We start from the raw sequence: 24,608 nt of genomic DNA on the forward strand, positions 1-24,608 counted from the left end.
AAAATTACCGTTTTTTTTATTATAATAACACTTATATAGTTTACTATTATGTGAAGAAGCGCAATAATATACATAGAAATAGGAGGTGCCTTATGGATAATGGAGAGATTCTAGTCAGCTTAGATATAGGTACATCAAAAATCAAAGTGATTATTGGGGAAGTGTTAGGGGAATCCCTTAATGTAATAGGTGTTGGTACGGCGAAATCTATGGGAATGAAAAAAGGGGCTATCGTCGATATTGATGAGACCGTGCATTCCATTCGTACGGCAGTGGAGCAAGCGGAGAGAATGGTTGATATACATATTGATCGTGTCATTGTTGGTATTAATGGAAGTCACGTTCAATTACAGCCTTGTCATGGCGTTGTGGCTGTTTCAAGTGATGACAAAGAAATTGAAGAAGAAGATATCCATCGGGTACTAGACGCAGCACAAGTAATGTCCATTCCACCAGAGCGAGAGGTAGTCGATGTGATACCTAAACAGTTTATTGTCGATGGATTGGATGAAATTCGTGATCCAAGAGGAATGATTGGTGTTCGATTGGAAATGCAAGGAACGATTATTACTTGTGCGAAAACGATGTTGCATAACATCTTGAAATGTGTAGAAAAAGCAGGTTTAGAAATTATGGATATCTGTCTGCAGCCACTGGCTACTGGAGAAGTAGCATTATCTCCAGATGAAAAGAGTCTAGGTGTTGCTTTGTTAGATATTGGCGGAGGCAGTACTACGGTGTCTGTATTTGAAGATGATAGTTTGGTAGCAACAAACGTAGTACCGCTTGGAGGCGATAACATTGCAAAAGACTTGTCTATTGGTCTCCGCACCTCCTCAGAAGAGGCGGAAGACATTAAATTAAATCATGGACATGCCTTTTTCCCAGACGCTGATCCAAATGATGTGTTTGAGGTCAATATTATCGGCAGCAACCAGAAGCAAACATTTAGTCAGCCAGAATTAGCAGAAATCATTGAGGCAAGATTAGAAGAAATATTGATCTATAGTGCACAAGAGATTCAAAAAATGGGTTATAATGAAATACCTGGCGGTCTTGTTTTAACAGGTGGTACTATGAGTATGCCTGGCGCCGCTGAGTTAGCGCAGGATATTTTCCAAAGCAATGTACGTATTGCGATTCCTGATTATATCGGGGTGAGAGAGCCCTTGTATACAGCAGGAATTGGCATCTTGAAATTTGCGTATAAGAATGCGAAAATACAAGGGAAAGAATTTGTACATGCGGTAACAATAGAAGATGAGACCTCACATCCCGAAAGAGAAAAAGAGAAGATAAAGCAATCCAAGAGGTCTGTATCAAAAAATCCATCAAAGGAAAAGAAAGAGCCAAAAATAGCTAATTTTTTCAAGTATTTCTTTGATTAAAGTGACAAAATAGATTGATAAATAGATAGACTATACAATTCTAGTAAAATAGGAGGAAATTGCATGTTAGACTTTGATACAAATATGGACCAGCTGGCCACAATAAAGGTTATTGGTGTCGGTGGTGGTGGTAACAATGCAGTGAATCGAATGATTGAACATGGTGTTCAAGGCGTCGAATTTATTGCGGTTAACACAGACGCTCAAGCTTTAAATCTATCAAAGGCCGAAGTGAAACTTCAAATAGGGACCAAATTAACACGAGGATTAGGAGCCGGTGCAAACCCAGAGGTAGGAAAAAAGGCCGCAGAAGAGAGCAAAGAACAGATTGAAGAAATCCTTAAAGGTGCAGACATGGTTTTCGTTACTGCTGGCATGGGCGGTGGTACAGGGACTGGTGCCGCACCTGTTATTGCACAGGTAGCTAAAGACGTAGGTGCCCTAACCGTCGGAGTTGTTACACGCCCGTTCACCTTCGAGGGAAGAAAACGAGCTACACAAGCAGTTTCAGGAATCGATGGACTGAAAGGTGCGGTAGATACCCTCATCGTCATTCCAAACGATCGTCTATTAGAAATTATAGACAAAAATACGCCAATGCTTGAAGCATTTAGAGAAGCAGATAATGTATTACGTCAAGGTGTCCAAGGGATTTCAGATCTTATCGCAACACCTGGTTTGATCAATGTTGACTTCGCTGACGTCAAAACCATTATGCAGGATAAAGGTTCTGCCTTAATGGGAATTGGTGTGGCAACTGGTGAAAATAGAGCGACAGAAGCGGCGAAAAAGGCGGTTTCTTCTCCATTACTTGAAACAGCGATTGATGGAGCACATGGTGTCCTAATGAACATCACTGGTGGTTCTAATCTAAGCCTTTATGAGGTACAAGAAGCGGCAGATATTGTAACGTCTGCAGCGGATCAAGAAGTGAACGTGATCTTTGGCTCGGTCATTAATGAAGAATTGAAGGATGAAATTGTCGTGACGGTTATTGCGACTGGTTTTGATGAATCACAAGCGAGCAATACTCAAAGAAATCAACAACCTTCCTTTCAGCATAAGAGTCCTAAGAGAGAGGCAGAACCGACACAAGCACAGCCGCAGCAAGAGCAAAGACAGGAAACACCACAGCCTTCTGCCAGTTCAAGAGGAAAACAAGAAGAGGATACATTAGATATTCCAACCTTCTTAAGAAATCGAAATAGAAGAAGATAATCATGCGATAGACTGCATACACCATGAAGGTGTGTGCAGTTTTTATTTAAAGAAAGTATAAAATCATTGATATAATAGGATTTGGGACGAGTTGACCGTAAGCGATCAATAACCAAGTATCTATAAATGCAGCATCACCTCCTGTACACTTATGGTAAGACAAAGATACAGGAGGTTTTTCTATTTGATTGTTAATTTAAAGCAAGCGAAAGGGTTTTATATTGTATGTGGAAAAACAGACATGCGGTATGGGATTGATTCGTTGGCTTATACGGTGCAATCCCAATTCCATTTAGATCCTTTTCAAGAAGCGTTGTTTTTCTTTTGTGGAAACAAGCAGGATCGCTTCAAGATGTTGCATTGGGATGGAGAAGGTTTCTGGCTGTTATATAAACGGTTTGAAAATGGGCAATTAAAATGGCCTCGAACGACCAAAGAAGCCCGGGAACTGACCAGTCAACAAGTGGATTGGCTACTCCGTGGTTTTTCGATTGATCCACCGATACAAATCGCTTCTTCTCGCGCCTTTTATTAAATAAAGAGTGCTTTTATATCCCTTTTATGGTATAATATAGTTAGAAAATAAAAGGGAGAAACGCGTATGAGTCCCGAGGAGACATTACTAAAAATCAACGAAGCACAAGTGAAACAAATCGAACAATTAACAGCTCAGCTCGCTCAACAAGCGAATGAGCTGACATTGTTGCGGGAACAAGTCGCTTACCTCACCCAAAAAATCTTCGGTAAATCCAAAGAAACACTACCTCCTGATCATCAACTCACCTTCTTTGATGCAGCAGAAGCCCCTCCTATCGTGGAAGGGGAAATCGAGGAAGTTACCGTGAAACGAAAGAAAACGAAAGGCAGAAAAAAAGCCATCTTAGACCAGTTTCCGGAGCATCCTGTTCACCATCAACTGGAGGGGGAAGCCTGTACCTGTCCCACGTGCAAGGGAACGCTGGACGCTATCGGGAGCTATGCCGTGCGAGAAGAAGTCATTTACCTTCCTGCCAAGCTTCAACGAAAGGTGCACTACCAACATGCTTATAAGTGCGCAACCTGTTCCAAGCAGGGACCAGAAGATAAGATTATCAAAGCACCAGTTCCCAAAGCGCCTATCGATAATAGCTTGGGTTCTGCTTCGATTATTGCCCAGTCCATTCATCAGAAATTTGAGTTAAAAGTACCTGCCTATCGTCAAGAAAAAGGTTGGCACCGCATTGGTTTACCTATTACGCGCCAACAAATTGCCAATTGGCATATACGAGTGTCGGATTATTATTTAGCCCCTTTTTATCAACTGTTGAAAGACACGCTACTTCAACAGCCGATGTTACATGCCGATGAAACAACGTATCGGGTATTGGAAAGTGATACCGTGAATACGCATTTTTGGACCTTTTTAAGCGCCAAATATAGTGAAAAGCCGATCACGCTCTATCATCACGATCCAAGTCGGGGAGCCCATGTCGCCCAAAGCTTCCTTGATACGTATAAAGGGTACATCCATTGTGATATGTGGAAAGCTTATCAAGCCCTTTCTAACGTAGAGTTGGTCGGGTGTTGGGCGCATGTTCGTCGCAAATTCATAGACGCGATGCCAAAGGATTGTCCCGCTGATGCGTTGAGTCGACAAGCAGCCGAGAGGTGTGACCAATTCTTCACGTATGAGCGCGCGTGGTCCAAACTATCCGATGAGGAAAGGCTGGAGAAACGCCAAACCATCTTGAAACCCAAAATGGATGCCTTTTTTGATTGGTTACGGGAACAAGATCCTTTATCCGGCAGCAAGTTAGGCGAAGCGATACAGTATGCTTTGACATACGAGTCCACGTTTCGCACGGTCTTGAAAGATGCGAAACTAGCGCTTGATAACAACCGAGCCGAACGGGCCATCAAACCCTTCGTGATGGGAAGAAAAAACTGGTTATTCAGCGCCACCTATGAAGGAGCGACAGCCGCTGCGATTATCATGAGTATCATCGAAACAGCGAAACAAAATAACCTCGTTCCCGAAAAATATATCATTTATTTACTCGAAGAACTTCCTAACCTTCCCACCTTAACCAATGAGGAAGATTTGAAGGCTTATTTGCCATGGCGTTCCCACGTCAAAGAACGTTGCCAGGAAAGAACGCTGCCAAAGCCACGAAACAAGAAATAAGGATAAATCTCCCCAACCCTTCTGTTCCTCTTTCTAGAACAGTTTATCGCAGGGTTGGGGATTTTTCTATACACTTGAGTATTGATCGCTTACAGTTGACCTTGAATGAACCAGAGTACCGATAAGACGGATTATGTAAAGTAGACTACTTTTGCTGGCAGTTGACTTTGCCCGTTTTTTGTGCTGGGCAAATCGCTACGGGAATATGCTGCGCTTTTACCCACAGGGCATAAGTCAACAAGCGACTCGAGTAAAGAACACTCTCGCCGTGTTTCCTATACCGTGGGACCGGCTTCAGCTAACTAAAAAGAAGAGCACTTTTTAGTGGATCTTCAGATCGTCCTGCGATGCACAGGACGTGCAAGTGCAGGCGTTGCAACAAATGGGCTTCGGTGGGGCGAGTAATCGCAGTCCCAGGACGTTGCGATTTTAGCCTGTAAACCATTTTCAAGTCTCCGCATATTCCCTCGCTAGAAAGTGATTCAACAATGATTATCACTGCAAGGATAAAGCGCTCTAAGTACCTAGATAGTATGGCAACAAAAAGAAACAAACCCTCCATTGATTTTCGGTATCATGATGAATTCATGCTACAAAATAGTTCCGTCGTCCAATCGTTTCTCCAAAAGAGGATGTGGCTTACTTATGGACAGGATGATAGTGCTTGAGCTCTTCATATTAGCAGTCTATTCGATTGTAGTGCTACTACCCAGCGGAGGAAATAGGTGGAGACTCCTGTGGGAAAGCGCAGTGTGAAGACCCCGCAGGAAGCGGTTTTGGCTGACGAGGAGGCTGAGCGCAAGCCCACGGAAAGCGCAACCTATTTCCGCAGCGCTTCCTAGCACTGACAAACGATCAACTTTACTATATGGAATAGATCCCTGAACACTTTACATAATCCGTCTTATCGGCAGTTAGTATCTGGTTGTGATAAGAGCAGGGATGGGATGTCCGTATTTTCTTGTGTCAGGCAATAAACTATATATTTTGAAAGAATGTTTGTAAGCAGGCTTTTCGCTTATACTCGTGAGTCATATTAGCAAAGAACACTTATCCCGCTTCAGCTAATTTGAAAAAGAGCGCTTGAAGTATGAAAGATCCTCCGTTTTATAAAATTCACTATTATATTCACCTTGGGATCTCCCCACATGAAATCCCCACTCGATCCAGCATAATTAAACCCTTCAACATTTTTATCGCCTTTTTCCCAAAACTAGATGGTTTTTGCAGTCAAACTATGACAGACTTCTTTGCTTTGGTGCTATATACTATGAGACAAGTACTAGAGATAACCAAAAGTAAAAGAAGGAAATGGGTGTTAATGGTTTATATCGAAGTAATTTGGCTGCTCAATTTTTTACTAGACTGGATGATTTTACTGCTCACACAATCCATTACAAAACGCATAACCCCATGGTATCGATTAATGCTTGCTAGTGTATTCGGCTCATTAATCGTACCCTTCACTTTCATTTTTCCAGATATCGCTTGGAATAGTTGGGTGATAAAAATAGGGTACTCCTTTTTCATTATTGGTATAGCCTTTCCTTTCCGAAACCTGGCTAGTTACGGTAAAGTGTTATGCAGTTTTTATTTTATGACCTTTGCCATTGGGGGAGGATTGCTTGCGATGCACTTCTTATTATCATCAGAGAACCATACATCGCAACCGTATATAGCATCACAGCATATTCACGGGCTATTTGTGTTAGTAGGTTTTCCATTGGCATGGTGGTTTGCAAAACATCGTATGGATCAGCACAAACTGCAACAATTTAATCAGCAATTTTATTATCAAGTAAAGATTGGGTGGTTAGAGAAGATAGCGAGGACAACAGGTTATTTAGATAGTGGCAATCATTTAGTTGATCCGATTAGCCAATCCCCCGTTATTATTGTCGACGAAACCATTCTGACCCATTTCTTAGATCCAGAAAAAATTTCCATTCTGCGTGCAGGTGCAATGCAAACAGGAGAGATAGAGGACGACCTTGCAGGGTTGTTTCATATCCTCCCTTATCGAGGAGTCAGTGGAGAATATGAAATGATGATTGCCTTTCGACCAGAGTATGTAGAAGTTGACATGCCGGATTTTCCCTTTACAACGAAAAAGGTTTTGATCGGCATTCAATTTGGAAATTTGGTAGCGGATCACAGCTATCATTGCTTACTACACCCTAAATTGTTTCAACAGGCAGGGTGAGACTAATATATAGAAGGAGTGGATCACATGATTCCCGTACAACCAAAATACAAATTGATGATGTTAAAGATACTAAAAAAGTTAGGCTTTAAGGTAAATGAAATATACTATATTGGCGGGAGTGAGGCATTACCACCACCCCTATCCAAAAAAGAAGAATTCGAGTTGATCAATCGGCTGCCAGTAGGTGATAAGGCAGCTAGGGCAATGTTGATTGAACGAAATTTGCGTTTGGTGGTGTATATCGCCAAAAAATTTGAAAATACGGGTATCAACATAGAAGATTTGATTAGTATTGGTACAATTGGTTTGATTAAGGCGATTAATACCTTTAACCCAGAAAAAAAGATCAAGTTGGCGACGTATGCTTCGCGTTGTATTGAAAATGAAATCCTGATGTTTTTGAGGAAAAATAATAAAATTAAAACAGAGGTTTCTTTTGATGAACCATTGAATGTAGATTGGGATGGAAATGAGCTATTGTTATCCGATGTTTTGGGGACAGACGAGGATGTAACATTTAAAGATTTGGAAGAGAATGTTGACAAGAGTTTGTTACGGAATGCACTGGAACAATTAAACGGTCGTGAAAAACAAATTATGGAGCTTCGTTTCGGCTTGGTAGGCAAGGAAGAGATGACGCAAAAGGATGTGGCCGATTTATTAGGCATCTCCCAATCCTACATTTCTCGTCTTGAAAAAAAGATTATCAAAAGACTGCAAAAAGAATTTAATAAGATGGTGTAATTGTTTTTTGGTAAATGATGGAGTGTGCATAAAAACCCTCCGATTGGTGATACTTTATTTTGAGAAGGATCTCCAATTGGGAGGGTATTTTTATGAAAAAAAGCAAGGTAGAGATTTGTGGAGTAGATACCGCAACTCTTCCCGTTTTGAAGAATGAAGAAATGCGAAAATTATTTCGAGAAATGCAGAGTGGGGATCAATCGGCACGAGAAAAATTGGTGAATGGTAATTTGCGATTGGTACTTAGCGTGATTCAGCGATTTTCTAATCGTGGTGAATATGGTGATGACTTATTTCAGGTGGGATGTATCGGTTTATTAAAGTCGATCGATAATTTTGATTTGGGTCAAAATGTTAAATTTTCGACGTATGCTGTTCCAATGATTATTGGTGAAATAAGACGGTATTTACGTGATAATAACCCAATTCGAGTGTCGCGATCATTACGAGATACCGCATATAAGGCATTACATGCACGAGAGAAATTACTTAGTAAAACAGCCAAAGATCCTTCCCCAGCAGCTATTGCCAAAGAATTAGACGTGCCCGTAACTGATGTGATTTTTGCGTTGGATGCCATCCAAGACCCTGTATCGTTATTCGAGCCGATTTATAATGATGGTGGAGATCCGATCTATGTGATGGATCAAGTCAGTGATGAAAATGTGCAAGACGATGACTGGGTCGATCATCTTTCGATTAAAGAGGGAATGAAGCGCCTGAACGATCGGGAAAAAATGATCGTTAGCCGCCGATTTTTTCAGGGGAAAACACAAATGGAGGTAGCCGAAGAAATTGGTATCTCTCAGGCACAGGTGTCACGCTTAGAGAAGGCGGCTATTAAAGAAATGAACCGGGAAATGTTTGAATAAAGGAACGTAAAAGTGGTGTTCTGCACACAAGTATAAAAGCTGTGACATTTCTAGATGATTTGAATTTCTCTTGTATTTATTTGGAAGTGAAGAGTGTGTACTGCAAGCGAACGCTCTGATCAATATACTGCTATGCTCTGGTGCAAGCGAAGTATATATTCTGAGCGCTTTTGAACTCAGGAATGTTGTCAAAATCATTAATTGAATAAGGTTTTGGCATTTTCCTTTACCCCTAGAGTCCCTGATCGTCGTGTAATACGGTGATAAATTTACGCAATGTACATATATTTAGTACAAGGGGGTGCTTGGATTGATTACACTTTCGGCTTTGCAGGTAAAGGACATTGTTTTTATTGAGGATGGAACCAAACTTGGGAATGTGACGGATATCGAAATCAATGTGGAAATTGGTAAGATTACAAATCTGGTGATCGCGACCAAAACGAAAACATTAGGTATGTTTGGCGAATCTCGTGAGGTTATCGTGCCATGGGATCATATTATTCGAATTGGTCAAGATGTTATTTTAGTAAAAAAGAATGGGTACACCTTATTAGCGCAGGGGCAAGATTCTGAGAATACATCTCCTTCGTAGGTATAAGCGTGGTTGTTGATAAATCCGTACAATACAGTATTGTACGGATTTTAAGCTTGCTTCCAGTTATCAAACTCAGAGAAATAGTCATACTCACTGCATAAGAAGATCAGGACCGGTCCTTTATTACGAATTAAAAGCAGACACTGACTACTAATAAAGGGGGCTGTAAAACAGTTGCTCATCTTGAAGTTTTTACTTGATTGAAACGTCAAATGAAGGATTGACAACTACAACAGAAACCATTATCATGCGACACTAGTGAAAAAATATGATAAAATGATGAAAAATAGGAGGCGAGGCAGTTGGAGCCCTTTATCCTGAGTTCGGATCAATCGTTCTTAACCATACAGCCTTGGCAAAATGATCCACAAATCATTGCTGGATTTACAACACGTTACCACGGTGTGAGCCAGGAACCATATTATAGTCAGAACATGGGGTACCATGTAGGTGATGAGTCCTCTGATGTGTTAACCAATCGGACCCTTTTGGCCAATAAGATTGGGGTGAACTTAGAGGATTGGGTGGCAGCAGAGCAAGTGCATGATAATCAAATTAAAGAAGCCGTAACAAATGATCGTGGTAAGGGTGTCTTTACTTTGGAGGATGCCATTCAGGGAACGGACGGATTATTCACAAAGCAGCCCCGATTGTTGTGTACGGCACTGTTTGCAGATTGTGTTCCTGTCTTTTTTGCCGACCGGCAGAAAGGAATGGTTGCGCTAGCCCATGCTGGATGGAAAGGTACAGCAGCTAATATAGTGGGGGAGATGACAACACGCTTTCAAGCGGAATCCTCAGAGCTAAATGATATCGAGGTGGTGATCGGACCGAGTATTGGTCCAACCTGTTACCAAGTCGATGATCGAGTGATTCAGCATGTCGCTTCGGAATATACACAAATATATGAAGGTGATAATGGACAGTACCAGATTGATTTAAAAGAATGGAATCGATTATTGGCAATAGATGCCGGAATTCCTCCTAGCCAGATCTGGAAAACATCTTACTGTACGGCGCAAAATCCGTTATTTTTTTCACATCGCGAAGAAGGACATCCAACAGGAAGAATGATGGGCTATATAGGCTTAAGGTAAGAGATAGAAAGGAGCAACAAAGTGAAAGTAGCCGACAATTTAACAGCTATTCAGTCAGAAATAAGTAAGGTATGTCAAAAAATAGATCGAGAACCTACAGACATAACCATTATAGCTGTGACGAAATATGTTACAATAGAAAGAGCAAAAGAAGCATTACAAGCAGGGATCCATGATTTAGGCGAAAATCGGCTGGAAGGTTTTGCGGAAAAACATGCCCAAATAGGTGAACAGGCTTGTTGGCATTTTATTGGAACCCTGCAATCGAGAAAGGTGAAGGAAGTCATTCATCATGTGGATTTTCTTCATTCCTTAGATCGACTGTCATTAGCCAAAGAAATTGATAAGCGGGCAGATGAAATGGTGGAGTGTTTTATCCAAGTAAATGCCAGCGGAGAATCGACCAAGCATGGTTTAGCCGTTGAGGACGTGATACCATTTGTCGAGCAATTAGCTAACTATCAGAAGATTCGCGTAGCAGGTTTGATGACAATGGCACCTCATACGGATGATCAAGCACAGATACGTAAGGTGTTTAGCGCTTTAAGACAGTTACGTGATGAGATACGGACTTTAGACTATGGGCATGCACCTTGTCATTATTTGTCGATGGGGATGAGCAATGATTATCAAATTGCCATCGAAGAAGGAGCAACCCACATTCGACTTGGCTCAGATTTAGTCGGACCGTACACAGAATAGAGGTGATGTAAATGAGTATAAAGGGCAAATTTCGCAACTTTTTTAGTGTGGACGAGGACGAATATGAAATTGTAGAAGAAGAATGGGAAGATGAAGACCGTCCACAACGCCGCAGCTCCAGGAAAGATGATAAAGAAAATATCGTCAGCCTGTCATCCGTACAGAAAAACGCCAAAATGGTTCTATGTGAGCCAAGGTCGTATAATGAAGTACAAGAAATTGCCGATCATATTGTTAATCGTCGCTCGGTTGTTATCAACCTGCAGCGAGTAGATACAAGTCAAGCAAGACAGATTATTGATTTCTTAAGTGGAACCGTTTATGCGGTATCCGGACAAATAAAAAAATTAGGGTCACAAACCTTCTTGTGTACACCAGAGAACATGGAGATTTCAGGGAATATCACAGAAATAATGGAAGATGTCGATCCGGAACAAAGGTGGTAAGAAGATATTGGATTTTTTGTATCAAATTTTGCATTTTGCAATGAATGCCTATATGATTGGCATTGTCATTTATATCCTTATGTCATGGTTTCCGGGGGCGAGGGAATCCTCTTTTGGACAAATGCTCGCCACGATTGTAGAACCATATTTAGAGCCATTTCGTAAGCTTATCCCGCCTATCGGTGGTATGATTGATATTTCACCAATCGTTGCCTTGATTGTACTGCGGTTTGCGATGACGGGACTTGACTACCTTTTCATTCAGCTATTTAGGTGGTTTTAATGGATTTATACCAACATTTTAGACAAGAGGAGTATCCGTTTATTGATCAGGTGCTGTCGTGGCAGGAGGAAGTAACAAACCGTTATCAGGCGCGATTAATTGATTTTCTCCATCCTCGCGAACAGCGTATATTTCAAACCATCATCGGAAAAGATGATGAGCTGCAGCTGGCCTTTTATGGTGGTTGGGAGCAGGCGGAACGACAACGAGCTTTATTGGCACCATTTTATGAAGAAATTGGTCCAGAAAGGTTCGAAGTAGAGTTACTACAGGCAAGCTTTCCACAGAAATTTGTTACCATCGAACACCGAGATGTGTTGGGAGCTTTTCTATCAGCAGGAATAAAACGGAAAAAGATAGGGGATATTGTGATCCATGGTGGTCTTGTGCAGATACTGGTCAGCTCTGATATCAGTGCCTACTTAACTGCCAATATCACTTCGATTAAGCAAGCGGGCGTCCGTTTTGAACAGATAGAACTAACGGACAGGCTTCCTTCCCAAGATACATGGAAAAGTAGTGTCGGGACTTGTGCTTCCCTTCGACTGGATGTGGTGATGAAGGAAATTTACAAAATCTCTAGACAACAAGCGTTGGATGCCATCAAAAAAGGTCTTGTTAAGGTGAATTTTCAAACCATCGATCAGCCCTCTTTTATATTGGAAGAAGAGGATTTAATTTCGATCAGAGGAAAAGGAAGATCAAGAGTGAAGGAGATACAAGGGCGTACAAAAAAAGACAAAATCCGGCTTTCGTTTGAAAAATTACAATAAATTTGTCTTTTTTTAGAGGAATTGTGAAGAAAGTATGATAGTATAAACTATAAATAAATTTATTTGATGTCAATTTAGGAGGTGGATGGTGTGACTTTAACACCACTCGATATTCATAATAAGGAATTTGCAAGAGGTTTTAAAGGTTATAATGAAGATGATGTCAATCAATTCTTAGATCATGTCATCAAAGACTATGAAACTATTATTCGTGAAAAGAAGGAGTTAAAGGAACAAGTAGATCAGTTAAACGAGAGACTTAGTCATTTCTCCAATATCGAAACGACGTTAAATAAATCGATCCTTGTGGCACAGGAAACTGCAGAGGAAGTAACAGAAAATGCCAAAAAAGAAGCGAAATTAATTATTAAAGAAGCAGAAAAGAATGCAGATAGGATTATCAACGAATCTTTACATAAGTCAAGAAGTGTGACGTTAGAAGTCCAAGAATTGAAAAAGCAAGCCAAGGTCTTTCGCACACGCTTGAAAATGTTGGTGAGCGCTCAATTAGATTTGCTGGAAAACAATGATTGGGAAGGTCTTTTTGATCTGGATGAAGACGAAGATGAAGAAGAGGTAGATGCACAAGCAGAAGAAACAAGTAATGCTTGACTTTCAGCTGAACATTACCTATAATTTTATTACAATTTATTGATAAGGAAACATACTAAGATTGGGAGAGTATATGTGATGATGTTTGTAAAAGCGAGTTAGGGATGGTGAGAGCCTAATACAACGGTTTGCATAGAAAATCACCCATGAGTATTTATGCTGAATAGAGTAGGTATAAACGAGTTATTCACGTTACGAATCCTGGAGTGGACAGTATAGGTAGTGAACTGTCTATAAGGGTGGTACCGCGAGAACCTCTCGTCCCTTTTATGGGATGAGGGGTTTTTCTAATGGATAAAACTTGCGATCATTGTTATCACATCGTTAATCATTCGTAACATCCCCGCTTTAAAATTCAAGAAGAACAAAAAAGCTAAGGGATGGACAACGAAAGCGAAATACTTTTTTATCTAGTGAAACTTGTGTTTTTCTATTACAGCAAAAAATAAAGGAGGAAACAAAGTGGATTACAAACAAACGTTGAAAATGCCACGAACTGATTTTCCAATGCGTGGTAATTTGCCAAATAAGGAACCAAAACTGCAAGAGAAATGGGAAGAAGAAAACATCTATGAACAGGTGCAGCAGCACACCGCTGGACGACCATTATTTATCTTGCATGATGGCCCTCCTTATGCTAATGGCGATATTCACATGGGACACGCCTTGAATAAGATCTTAAAGGATTTTATTGTCAAGTATAAGTCAATGTCCGGTTTTCATGCCCCGTATGTTCCAGGCTGGGATACCCACGGGTTGCCTATTGAACAAGCATTGGCGAAGAAAAAGGTAAACCGCAAAAAGATGACAACAGCAGAATTTAGGCAAAAATGTGAAGAATATGCCTTGAAACAAATCGATAATCAGCGTAACCAATTCAAACAATTAGGTGTAAGAGGTGATTGGGATCACCCTTATATTACATTGGATAAATCGTTTGAATCGGCCCAAATTAAGCTGTTTGGCGAGATGGCGAAGAAAGGTTATATTTATAAAGGGAGAAAACCTGTCTACTGGTCACCTTCTTCTGAATCGGCATTGGCAGAAGCAGAGATTGAATACCAAGACAAACGGTCTCCATCGATTTATGTGGCCTTTGATGTGAAGGACGGTAAAGATTTACTGGCTGGTGATGAGAAATTTGTTATTTGGACAACGACGCCATGGACACTTCCTGCTAACCTTGCAATCGCGGTTCATCCAGATTTGGAATATGCTGTAGTCGAAGAAGTTGAATCAAAATATATTGTCGCATTGGACATGTTAGCTGATGTGAAGGAAAATTTAGGATGGCAAGAGGCCAAAGTAATCCAAACTTTTAAAGGGGTGGAGGCAGAACATTTGGTTGCCAGACACCCATTCTATGACCGTGATTCGGTGGTTGTACTGGGTGAACATGTCACAACGGAAAGTGGTACTGGTCTTGTCCATACAGCTCCTGGACATGGGGAAGATGACTTTGTAATTGGTCAAAAGTATGGATTAGATGTGCTATGTCCAGTTGATGAAAAAGGTTATTTCACGGCAGAGGCACCAGGATTGGAAGGACAGTTTTATGATGCAGCAAACAAGGCCGTTACGGAAATGCTGGAAGCTCATCATGCCTTATTAAAACTGGATTTTATTACACACTCTTATCCTCACGATTGGCGCACGAAAAAACCGACCATCTTCCGTGCGACAAGTCAATGGTTTGCCTCAATCAAAGATTTCCGCGAGGAGATTCTGGCAGAAATCAAACGGATTAACTGGCTTCCAAAATGGGGGGAGACACGTCTGTTTAATATGGTACGGGACCGCCAGGATTGGTGTATTTCTAGGCAGCGTACGTGGGGAGTGCCTATTCCTGTTTTTTATGGTGAAGATCACACACCGATTATTACAGATGAAACAATCGAACATGTCGCTAATCTATTTGCAGAGCATGGATCTAATGTGTGGTTTGAACGAGAGGCAAAAGATCTGTTGCCAGAGGGGTTTACGTCTGTACACAGTCCTGACGGCACCTTCACCAAAGAGATGGATATCATGGATGTGTGGTTTGACTCCGGAAGTTCCCATGCTGGTGTTTTAGAAGAGAGAGAAGAATTACGTCGTCCTGCTGATGTTTACTTAGAAGGTTCGGATCAGTATCGTGGCTGGTTTAACTCCTCTATCTCAACGGCAGTGGCGGTTACTGGCAAAGCACCTTACGAAACGGTGATTAGTCATGGTTTTGCCCTAGACGGACAAGGACGTAAAATGAGTAAATCGGTTGGGAATACTGTTGTACCATCTAAAATTATGAAACAATACGGTGCAGATATTCTTAGACTTTGGGTTGCTTCTGTTGATTACCAAGCGGACGTTAGGATTTCTGATGAGATTATTAAGCAAACCTCGGAAGGATATCGTAAAATCCGTAATACTTTCCGCTTTATCTTAGGCAATTTAGCCGATTTTGAATTAGCGGTTAAGGTGAGCGATGAAAACTTAGAAGAAGTAGACCGTTATATGCTATACCGATTGCAACAAGTAATCGAACAAGCCAAGAATGCCTATGATAACTATGATTTCTCTACAGTCTATCAAACGATCCATCATTTCTGTACGATTGATTTAAGCTCTTTCTATTTAGATTTTGCCAAGGATATTCTGTATATTGAGGCAGAAAATAATCATAGAAGACGCAGTATCCAAACAGTCTACCATGAGATTATCACTTCGTTAGTGAAACTGTTGACGCCAATTTTGACACATACGATGGAAGAGGTATGGAGTTACATTCCTGAGATGGAAGAGAAAAGCCCGCAGCTTTGTGATATGCCAACTGCCAGAGAGCTTGATGGACAAGAAGCTCTTGCAGGAAAATGGGCACAATTCATGGATGTTCGTGATGATATTTTAAAAGCATTAGAAGAAGCACGTTCGGAGAAAGTTATTGGCAAATCTTTGGAGGCAGCAGTAACCATTGTGCCTAATGATCAAAACACCAAAGACCTGTTAGAGTCGATTGATTATTTACATCAACTGTTGATTGTGTCCGGTGTAACCATTGTGGATCAGCTGACCGAAGCGAAACGATATGACCATGTAGCAGTGAGTATTGCCAAGCATACTGGCGAAACTTGTGAACGCTGCTGGGTTGTTTCTGATACGGTAGGAACAGACCCTGATCATCCTACGTTATGTGCTCGCTGTGCTAAGGTAGTCAAAGAAAACTATGCCGATGTCGTTGAGGAATAAGAAAAGCGCGGTAAGCAGGATGCGAGAATACGATCACCAAACAAAGAAGAACCATTCTTGGTTCTTCTTTGTTTTATAAGTAAAGAACGTATATCCCCCTTGATATACTAGGACTTGGAATGATTTTGACCTTGAATGAACGAGAGTACCGATAATTGTCGATAAGTTAAATAAAGTTACGTTTTGTTATTTTTTACGCTTTACGGAGTGCTTGCTTAGCACAGAAACAAGATCATATTCACATAACTCCCCATTCCAACTTTTTTCTCCAGAATCACACCATAATCTTGATGTCAAAGTTCTGAATTCTTATTCGTTTCATAGAATGAAATGAGGGGAGGATCAGATTCAGTGACAAAAAGCAAACTGAAAGAAAAAATCATGCGTTCCATTACCCAAACATTTGATCTGCCTTCTGAGGTGACCTTAAAACTTCCACGCATCACCATGATTGGAACGATTCACGCCTATATTGAAAACCATCAAGGTTTAGTCGTTTTTTCCTCCGATGAATTATTATTAAAAGTTCATCAAGGACATGTCCGTATTACAGGAAAAGATTTTGTATTAAAAATGATGATTGCACAGGATATTTTACTAGAAGGTGAAATTACAGACATTCGTTTTGAGTAATCTTGCAGCTGCTCGGAGGGACGTTGTATGTTTTTTATTAAAAAGAATTGGTTTACAGGTTATATAACGATAGAAGTACGAGGTGTACATCCTGAGCTTTTTTTTCAAATATTGGCAAAGCATGGGGTGATGTCATGGGATATTGAAAAGAAGACCGACACTGTTGCCATCGGAAAAGTGAAATTAACAAGTCTGATGAAAATACGTGAAGTCAAACGACAAACAAGGTATAAACTATTCTTTACTGGACGACATGGTTTACCCTTCACAAGTAAACAGTTAATAAATAAAAAGCCGCTCATTTTGGGCTTTTTATTGGCGCTGATACTAATATTTCTTTTATCCAATATTGTCTGGCGGGTAGAAGTGACCGGTTTAGATCCAGACATGGAGACAGAAGTAACGGAAACGCTGGAGAAATACGGGGTGGAAATCGGTAGTTTTCAGTGGGATTTGGCCCCGCCAGGTGTGATTCAGCGGCAATTGTTAGCCGACATTCCTGAATTATTATGGGTAGGGGTGAAAAAGAATGGTTCCGCTTATCATTTAGAAGGAGTAGAGAAAACGATTGTTGAGAAAGAAGAAGAAACACCGCCTGGACATTTGGTAGCAGCAAAAGAAGGGGTCATTCATGACTTGTTTATTACTAAAGGACAACCTTTAGTACGAACCGATGACGTCGTATCCAAAGGAGATATGTTAGTTTCTGGATACCTTAAACAAGTGGAAGAAGAGGAAGAAGAGGAAGAAAAACGAACGGCAGTAGGAGCAGATGGAAAGGTGATTGCCGAGGTATGGTACAGAAGCGACGTTACCGTGCCCATTGAACAGCATTTTCAAACACTCAAAGGAACAAAAGAAGTTAAACACTATCTTCGGTTGAAGAAATGGTTATTACCTGTTTGGAATTTAGACGAGCCATCGTTTCCTCAATATCAAGTGGAAGCCGACGAACGGGCATTTTACTTTCTGAAATGGAAATTACCAATCAGCTATATTAAACAAACGATTTATGAAACAGAAGAAACCACGCAGCAATTACAGAAAGAACAAGCAAAACAATTGGCTTTGGCACATGCCAGGCGAGAAATAGAACGAAAAACTCCTCCCGAATCAAAAATATTGGATGAAAAAGTTTTGCACGAATCGGCAGAGAATGGTAAAGTAAAAATAACTTTATATTATTCAGTACTCGAAGATATTGCAACGAAACAACCAATTAGCCAAGGAGATTGATTATGACAGAAGACTTAAGAATCATTGATTTACAATTAGAAAACCCTAACGAGGCCTTAGCCTTATTTGGTACAGAAGATCGACATCTCAAACAACTGGAAGAGCAATTGCAAGTATCCATTATATCTCGAGGAGAGCAGATCGGTGTATCTGGTCAACCAGAGGATGTTGGAATAATAGAAGATGTCTTAAATGGCTTATTATCCATTATTAGAAAAGGGATTACTATCTCTGAGCGTGATGTGATATATGCCGTGGACTTAGCCAAACGGGGAAAAATAGATCAATTAGCAACCTTATTTGAAGATGAAATAACCAAGAATGCCCAAGGAAAGCCTATTCGTGTCAAAACACTAGGACAACGTCACTACCTACAATCGATTCGACAAAGTGATCTGGTGTTTGGTATTGGCCCTGCTGGTACAGGTAAGACCTATTTGGCGGTGGTCATGGCGATCCATGCCTTAAAAAATGGTAAGGTGAAAAAAATCATCCTTACCCGCCCGGCAGTAGAAGCGGGAGAAAGCCTCGGTTTTTTACCTGGAGATTTGAAAGAGAAGGTAGATCCCTATCTCAGACCTTTGTATGACGCCTTACATGATGTGCTGGGCACCGAACATACGGCAAGGCTCATCGAACGGGGGACGATCGAGATAGCGCCGCTTGCTTATATGAGAGGGCGGACGTTGGATGATGCCTTTGTCATTCTTGATGAAGCACAAAATACAACTAATGCACAAATGAAAATGTTTTTAACGCGCTTAGGCTTTGGTTCTAAGATGGTAATTACCGGAGATGCGACACAAATCGATTTACCAAAAGGTGTACGATCTGGTTTGATTGATGCAAAAGAAAAGTTAGCAAACGTAAATGGCATTGGTATCGTTTATTTAAGTCAGTCTGATGTAGTACGTCATCCGATCGTTCAGAAGATAATCGATGCTTATGAAGATTAATTTAAATCGTGATGAAACAGGTGGAAAAGAGGGGAGAGCATGCGTTTCTTTCATGCATTAAAACGTGGCAGTAAGTCTTTGTTTCGGCAGCAATCTTGGCAAATTTATTCCTGTATTTTATTAATAATGACCGTTCTGTTTGTTGCCTTATATAACAATGTGCATCTCCAAACCTATGCCATTGAAAAGTTTTCCTCAGCCCAGGAAACGATCCGCTCCCCGATCACGATTGAAAATACGAAAGAGACGGAGAGGCGCCTTCGAGAAGCCATTCAATCCGTAGAAGATCATTATGAAGTGAGCCAGGAAGTCGCTGAGGAACAAATTACATATATTAATGAATTATTTGAAGCGATTCATAAAATAGAGAGTGGTGACATCGAGACAGAAGACGAAGAACTAGAATTGGATGATATATCAGATAAGATAAACTATTTAGAGGCTCTAGTTAACGCAGATTTATTTCAACAAATTGGTCGAGAGGATCTTGTCACCTTATTTGAGGCGCCAGAGAACTCGAGAATGCTGGCTAAGGAATTATTAACAACGGCTCTCTATGATGTCTATTATGACGGTGTTAAGCGAGATGATGTCGAACAAGCAATGGAGACTGTACAACAAAAATTAAACTATTCGACATTGCCAGACGACTTGGTTGCTGCCTTACAGCCGTTGTCTGAATTCGGTGTTCAGCCGAACTCCTTTTTTTCCTTAGATGAAACCAATCAAGCTCAACAACAAGCCAGAAGTGCAGTAGAGCCGGTGGTTATTCGGGCGGGAGAAGTAATTGCGGAAGAAGGACAGCTTATTACCAATGAAATATATGAAGAACTCGAATTAACCGGACTTTTAAATGAACAGAAGAGTTTTTATCCGATTATTGGTTTATTGTTATTTGTGATTTTGAATGGTATCTTCCTTTTGTTACTAATTCGAAATAGTGTACACCAACAACAGGTGACAGGTCGGCAGTTGGCCGCGTTATTGGTGTTGACGACCTTTTTGATGATTATGATGAAAGTCATCAGTTTCTATGCTACCACCGTGAATCCGCTGTATTGGCTTACACCGATCGCTTCGGTGTCTATGTTAATCAAGATTTTAATCAATGAAAAATACGCCTTAACCATGGCGATGCTTTACTCCGTGATAGGCAGTATTATTTTTAATGGTAATATCCCAGGGAATCTTAATATTGAAGCAGGCACTTATTTATTATTTTCACAGCTGGCAAGTATATACTGCTTGAAATTGATGAAGGATCGTACAGCAATCATTAGAAGTGGATTTGCTATTGCTCTAATTAATGTTATGGTGATTTGCTTCTTTATATTCCTATCATTTGAGAAATATAATTGGATGGATTATTTACTGTTTGGTGGCTATGGTATTTGTTCAGCAATCATTGCTACGGTATTAACCATTGGAATGCTGCCATTCTTTGAGACAGGATTGGGATTGCTATCTGATACGAAGCTGTTAAGCCTGTCCAGCCCTAACCATCCTTTATTACGAAAATTATTAATGGAGGCTCCAGGGACTTATCATCATAGTATTATGGTAGCGAATCTGAGTGAGGCCTCTTGTGAAGCGATAGGCGCTAACGGGTTATTAGCAAGAGTGGCCTCGTATTACCACGATCTGGGTAAAACACTTCGCCCTCATTATTTTATTGAAAATCAAATGGGTGCCAAGAACCCGCATGATTATTTGGACCCCTATCAAAGTGCAGAAATTATTCTGGCACATCCTAAAGATGGTGCAGATTTATTAAAAGAGGAGAAGATACCAAAGGAAATCATTGATGTTGCGTATCAACACCATGGCACGACTCTGTTGAAGTATTTTTATTACAAGGCAAAAGAACAAAATGATCAAGTAGAGGAAGCAGATTTTCGTTATGATGGTCCGCGCCCTCAATCGAAAGAGGCAGCCGTTATTTCTATATGTGATTCCGTAGAGGCGGCTGTGCGGTCACTGGATCATCCTGATCAAGAATCAATTGAGAAGATTGTTTCATCGATCTTTAAAGATCGCTTATTGGATGATCAATTAAGCGAAAGTACATTGACTTTTAAAGACTTAGAAAAAATCAGACTGGTAATTGATGAAACCTTAAAGGGAATGTATCATTCTCGTATACAATATCCCACAGATAAGGAGGACACAGAGGATGGAGATTGATTTTTATGATGAGACAGCAAGTATTTCAACAGAACTGCAAGAAATTCTCACTCAATTACTATTGTACGCAGCAGAATTTGAGGGCATTTCAGACACCGCAGAATTGTCAGTTTCCTTTGTAGATAATGAAGAAATTCACCGCTTGAATAAACAATTTCGAGCAATGGATCGCCCCACAGACGTATTATCGTTTGCGCTGGAAGAAACGGGTGCAGAGGAACTGATAATCAAAGGCGCAGATATGCCGGTAGTACTTGGTGATATCATCATTTCTGTAGATAAGACAGCAGAGCAAGCCGAACAATATCAACACTCTTTCAAAAGAGAACTGGGCTTCTTAGCGGTTCATGGATTATTACACTTGATTGGTTATGATCATATGGATAAAGAAGAAGAAGAAAAAATGTTTACCAGACAAGAGGAGATTTTAAATGGCTTCGGATTATCGCGGGAGGAATAAACTTCACTTTGGTTTGCGTTACGCCTTGCATGGATTGAAGGTAGCAATCATAACTGAGCGAAATATTAAGATTCATTTGATTGCTGCCTTGCTGGTGGTATTGGCAGGTGTGGTACTGCATGTCTCGGTCATGGAATGGATGGTGTTGTGTCTAACGATGAGTGCCGTTGTTAGTATGGAATTGATGAATACTGCTTTGGAAAGAGCGTTGGATCATTTAGAGCCTGAAAAAAAAGAACTGATAGGGGTCGCTAAGGATATGGCAGCTGCTGCTGTATTAATTACGGCCGTGTCGTCAGTCGTGATCGCCTGCTTGATCTTTATCCCAAAAATCGTAGCGTTTGTCAGCTGATTAACCGAATCAACCTTTTTGATCAGCACTCCACGCCCCTATCCAGCAAACACACTTGGTCCAACCGACGAAGTGTTTTTTTTATAAGCAAGGAGAGTATAAAATCCTTGGTATGATAGGACTTGGAATGATTTTTTCCTTGAATATCTTATCGATAGCAGCCGTTTTTATAAAATAAAAAAGGATAAGGACACTCTTCCAGCTGTTCTGAAAGCATATCCTTTTTGCTAGGCAGGCGTGAAAATCTTGAAGGAAATCCCACTACTTTTGTCGAAGCTATGCACGAAGGTGAAAAATATAGTATGATAAGAATAAGCAACTCAACATGAATGTAAGCGGAGGAAATAAATATGGATAACGACTTTAAATCAGGATTTGTAGCAATTATCGGCAGACCAAATGTAGGAAAATCTACGTTCATGAATCGGGTAATTGGTCAAAAAATTGCCATTATGAGTGATAAGGCACAAACAACAAGGAACAAAATTCAAGGCGTATATACTGATAAAGATAAACAAATCATTTTTATCGATACACCAGGTATTCATAAACCGAAGCACAGACTAGGTGATTTTATGGTAAAGATTGCCGAAGATGCTTTAGGCGAAGTAGATGCAGTCATGTTTATGATCAATGCAGAAGAAGGCTATGGGCGTGGAGATCAATTTATTATGGATCGGCTGCAGTCTGTCAACAAACCGGTCTATTTGGTCATTAATAAGATTGATTTGGTCCATCCTGATCAATTATTGCCATTAATTGATCAGTATCGTTCAGCATATTCATTTAAAGAAATTATCCCTATTTCTGCATTAGAAGGAAACAATGTAGAGCATTTAATGCAGGTTTTTGCCGAACAGTTGCCAACAGGGCCACAATATTATCCCGAAGATACAGTAACCGATCATCCAGAACGATTTATTATAGGAGAACTGATTCGGGAAAAGGTACTCCAGTTAACCCGTGAGGAGATTCCACATTCCATTGCTGTTGTCATTGAACAAATTGATCATCGCGGGGAAGATGAGAAGATATTAGTACAAGCCGTCGTAGTAGTGGAACGAAAATCACAAAAAGGTATTATTATCGGCAAGCAAGGCAAAATGCTCAAAGAAATTGGGAAGAGAGCGAGACAAGATATTGAACGCCTATTAGGTTCTAAAGTGTATCTGGAATTATGGGTGAAGGTACAAGAGAACTGGAGGAATAATCCTCAACAGTTGCAAGAGTTTGGTTTCAACAAAGATGATTATTAAGCCCCTCCATCTAATGGGTGCAAAGTCCAGTCTAAGGTATTTTTCCCTTTAACTGCAAAAAAGAAAATGCAACGTTTTACATGGTAAAAATTATGACTCATTTAATTGTTTGTTTCGGAAAAACTAATCATAAACGTAAGAGAGGCAATCATCACTGTCTTTCCTCCTTACGTGCAATAACAGATTACCAATGAAAGGTGAGGTTTATTGTGATGGATGTACCGTGGAAAGTTTTTAGTCAAACAGGTAATATTGAGGCATACTTATGGATGAAAGAAGTAGAAGCAGATGATATAGATGAAGAAGAGGGCGAAGAGCCTATTATAGAAGATCGACATCTCTAGAGAAAGAAGGGAAGGGGAAGCTTGTGCTGGAAAAAGTAGAAGGCTTCATTCTCAAAACGCAGGATTATGGGGAAACACATAAGATTGTTACCATACTATCCCCGACCTTAGGCAAGCTGGGTGCCATTGCAAGGGGAGCAAAAAAAACAAAAAGTCGAATGGCTGCAATAACGCAGCCATTTATTCATGGATCTTTTTTAATTCAGTCTGGCAGTAATCTGGCTACGATTCAGCAAGGAGAAGTGTTGTCTTCTTTTCGGAAGATTCGTGAGGATATTTTTAAGACGGCTTATATGAGTTATATTGCAGAACTAACTGATAAATTAATTGATCAAAGGAAGTATAGCGCTTATATGTATAGTCAACTGTTGCATACTGTAGAGCGCTTGAATGAAGGGCAGGACCCAGAAGTACTGGCGATGATGTATGAATGGAAAATGTATAAAGAATCTGGGATTGCTCCTGTGGTCACACAGTGTGTATCTTGTGGTACCACCGATGACTTAAAGGCATTTTCCGTCAGCAATGGGGGACTGCTTTGTAAACGATGTGTCCATATTGACCCTCATGCCATCCCTGTTCCTGAACAAGTCGTGAAATTGATGAAACTGTTTCTTTGGATAGAAATTGAACGAGTAGGGGATATCTCGGTCAAACCAGAAAATAAGCGGATCCTTCAATTTGTGATGGATCAATACTATGAAACATACGGAGGGTATACGATCAAATCAAAACGGTTTTTAAAGCAGATGAAGGGTTGGCAGGATAAATTATAATTGACATTTTTGATCTTTTTGCGTATGATGTAAAAATAAATCAAATACAGTGTTTGCAAAGAAAGAGAGTAGTACTGAGGTTT

At 40.4% G+C, this 24,608-nt stretch carries 24 protein-coding genes and 1 other annotated feature; all 24 genes read left to right on the plus strand.

The genetic code is table 11. The annotated features are described in order from the left end of the window. Nucleotides 1–92 precede the first annotated feature (92 nt). The 24 genes from ftsA to recO all read left to right on the plus strand — a co-directional run bounded on the left by ftsA (nt 93) and on the right by recO (nt 24,525). The gene (gene ftsA, locus BN6556_RS14790; RefSeq protein ID WP_066192879.1) at nt 93–1,388 is read left to right on the plus strand and encodes a cell division protein FtsA; all 1,296 of its coding nucleotides are present in this window, start codon (nt 93–95) and stop codon (nt 1,386–1,388) included. Nucleotides 1,389–1,451: 63 nt separating this feature from the next. Next, complete coding sequence (gene ftsZ / locus BN6556_RS14795) at nt 1,452–2,606, plus strand: cell division protein FtsZ (protein ID WP_066192882.1); 1,155 nt, start codon at nt 1,452–1,454, stop codon at nt 2,604–2,606. 184 nt (nt 2,607–2,790) lie between these two features. Next, nucleotides 2,791–3,141: an IS66 family insertion sequence element accessory protein TnpB gene (gene tnpB, locus BN6556_RS14800; RefSeq protein ID WP_205410304.1), complete on the plus strand. Its 351-nt coding sequence runs from the start codon at nt 2,791–2,793 to the stop codon at nt 3,139–3,141. A 66-nt stretch (nt 3,142–3,207) separates the two neighbouring features. Beyond that, nucleotides 3,208–4,770 carry an IS66 family transposase gene (gene tnpC, locus BN6556_RS14805; protein WP_235817537.1) on the plus strand — a complete coding sequence of 521 codons (1,563 nt, stop codon included), beginning with the start codon at nt 3,208–3,210 and terminating at the stop codon, nt 4,768–4,770. A gap of 1,270 nt (nt 4,771–6,040) precedes the next feature. Further along, complete coding sequence (gene spoIIGA, locus BN6556_RS14815) at nt 6,041–6,973, plus strand: sigma-E processing peptidase SpoIIGA (RefSeq protein WP_066196434.1); 933 nt, start codon at nt 6,041–6,043, stop codon at nt 6,971–6,973. A 27-nt stretch (nt 6,974–7,000) separates the two neighbouring features. Continuing rightward, nucleotides 7,001–7,720: an RNA polymerase sporulation sigma factor SigE gene (gene sigE / locus BN6556_RS14820; RefSeq protein WP_066192886.1), complete on the plus strand. Its 720-nt coding sequence runs from the start codon at nt 7,001–7,003 to the stop codon at nt 7,718–7,720. Nucleotides 7,721–7,812: 92 nt separating this feature from the next. Then, nucleotides 7,813–8,592, plus strand: coding sequence for an RNA polymerase sporulation sigma factor SigG (sigG, locus tag BN6556_RS14825; RefSeq protein ID WP_066192888.1), 780 nt, complete (start codon nt 7,813–7,815; stop codon nt 8,590–8,592). Nucleotides 8,593–8,902: 310 nt separating this feature from the next. Then, nucleotides 8,903–9,187, plus strand: coding sequence for a YlmC/YmxH family sporulation protein (locus BN6556_RS14830; RefSeq protein WP_066192891.1), 285 nt, complete (start codon nt 8,903–8,905; stop codon nt 9,185–9,187). 305 nt (nt 9,188–9,492) lie between these two features. Beyond that, nucleotides 9,493–10,287, plus strand: coding sequence for a peptidoglycan editing factor PgeF (gene pgeF / locus BN6556_RS14835; RefSeq protein ID WP_066192892.1), 795 nt, complete (start codon nt 9,493–9,495; stop codon nt 10,285–10,287). Nucleotides 10,288–10,308: 21 nt separating this feature from the next. Next, on the plus strand, nt 10,309–10,989 hold the full coding sequence (locus BN6556_RS14840) for a YggS family pyridoxal phosphate-dependent enzyme (RefSeq protein WP_066192895.1): 681 nt from the start codon (nt 10,309–10,311) through the stop codon (nt 10,987–10,989). A gap of 11 nt (nt 10,990–11,000) precedes the next feature. Continuing rightward, a complete protein-coding gene (locus BN6556_RS14845; RefSeq protein ID WP_066192896.1) occupies nt 11,001–11,435 on the plus strand; it encodes a cell division protein SepF in 435 nt (144 codons plus the stop codon). A 40-nt stretch (nt 11,436–11,475) separates the two neighbouring features. Next, complete coding sequence (locus BN6556_RS14850) at nt 11,476–11,718, plus strand: YggT family protein (RefSeq protein ID WP_078060227.1); 243 nt, start codon at nt 11,476–11,478, stop codon at nt 11,716–11,718. Further along, nucleotides 11,718–12,491, plus strand: a complete 774-nt coding sequence (locus tag BN6556_RS14855) for a YlmH family RNA-binding protein (protein ID WP_066192900.1) — start codon at nt 11,718–11,720, stop codon at nt 12,489–12,491. The genes BN6556_RS14850 and BN6556_RS14855 overlap by 1 nt, the downstream gene beginning before the upstream one ends. Nucleotides 12,492–12,581: 90 nt before the next feature. Next, complete coding sequence (locus tag BN6556_RS14860) at nt 12,582–13,103, plus strand: DivIVA domain-containing protein (RefSeq protein ID WP_066192902.1); 522 nt, start codon at nt 12,582–12,584, stop codon at nt 13,101–13,103. A gap of 48 nt (nt 13,104–13,151) precedes the next feature. Further along, nucleotides 13,152–13,372: a binding site (T-box leader), on the plus strand. A gap of 193 nt (nt 13,373–13,565) precedes the next feature. After that, nucleotides 13,566–16,328: an isoleucine--tRNA ligase gene (gene ileS / locus BN6556_RS14865; protein ID WP_066192904.1), complete on the plus strand. Its 2,763-nt coding sequence runs from the start codon at nt 13,566–13,568 to the stop codon at nt 16,326–16,328. 351 nt (nt 16,329–16,679) lie between these two features. After that, the gene (gene yqfC, locus BN6556_RS14870) at nt 16,680–16,961 is read left to right on the plus strand and encodes a sporulation protein YqfC (RefSeq protein WP_316245330.1); all 282 of its coding nucleotides are present in this window, start codon (nt 16,680–16,682) and stop codon (nt 16,959–16,961) included. A gap of 27 nt (nt 16,962–16,988) precedes the next feature. Next, complete coding sequence (gene yqfD / locus BN6556_RS14875; protein WP_066192908.1) at nt 16,989–18,197, plus strand: sporulation protein YqfD; 1,209 nt, start codon at nt 16,989–16,991, stop codon at nt 18,195–18,197. Between the two features lie 2 nt (nt 18,198–18,199). Beyond that, a complete protein-coding gene (locus BN6556_RS14880) occupies nt 18,200–19,153 on the plus strand; it encodes a PhoH family protein (protein ID WP_066192909.1) in 954 nt (317 codons plus the stop codon). Between the two features lie 39 nt (nt 19,154–19,192). Then, entirely contained in the window at nt 19,193–21,337 is a 2,145-nt protein-coding gene (locus BN6556_RS14885; protein WP_066192911.1) for an HD family phosphohydrolase, read from the plus strand. Beyond that, the gene (gene ybeY, locus BN6556_RS14890; RefSeq protein WP_066192913.1) at nt 21,327–21,797 is read left to right on the plus strand and encodes an rRNA maturation RNase YbeY; all 471 of its coding nucleotides are present in this window, start codon (nt 21,327–21,329) and stop codon (nt 21,795–21,797) included. Before BN6556_RS14885 ends, ybeY begins: the two co-directional genes overlap by 11 nt. Continuing rightward, a complete protein-coding gene (locus BN6556_RS14895; protein ID WP_066192916.1) occupies nt 21,769–22,149 on the plus strand; it encodes a diacylglycerol kinase family protein in 381 nt (126 codons plus the stop codon). Before ybeY ends, BN6556_RS14895 begins: the two co-directional genes overlap by 29 nt. A 350-nt stretch (nt 22,150–22,499) precedes the next feature. Continuing rightward, nucleotides 22,500–23,405, plus strand: coding sequence for a GTPase Era (gene era / locus BN6556_RS14900; RefSeq protein ID WP_066192918.1), 906 nt, complete (start codon nt 22,500–22,502; stop codon nt 23,403–23,405). A 212-nt stretch (nt 23,406–23,617) separates the two neighbouring features. Further along, entirely contained in the window at nt 23,618–23,749 is a 132-nt protein-coding gene (locus BN6556_RS21740; RefSeq protein WP_316245345.1) for a YqzL family protein, read from the plus strand. A 23-nt stretch (nt 23,750–23,772) separates the two neighbouring features. After that, nucleotides 23,773–24,525: a DNA repair protein RecO gene (gene recO, locus BN6556_RS14905; RefSeq protein WP_066192920.1), complete on the plus strand. Its 753-nt coding sequence runs from the start codon at nt 23,773–23,775 to the stop codon at nt 24,523–24,525. The last annotated feature ends 83 nt before the right edge of the window (nt 24,526–24,608 follow it).

This window comes from Gracilibacillus timonensis (genome assembly GCF_900086715.1).
Classification (GTDB): Bacteria; Bacillota; Bacilli; order Bacillales; family Amphibacillaceae; genus Gracilibacillus; species Gracilibacillus timonensis.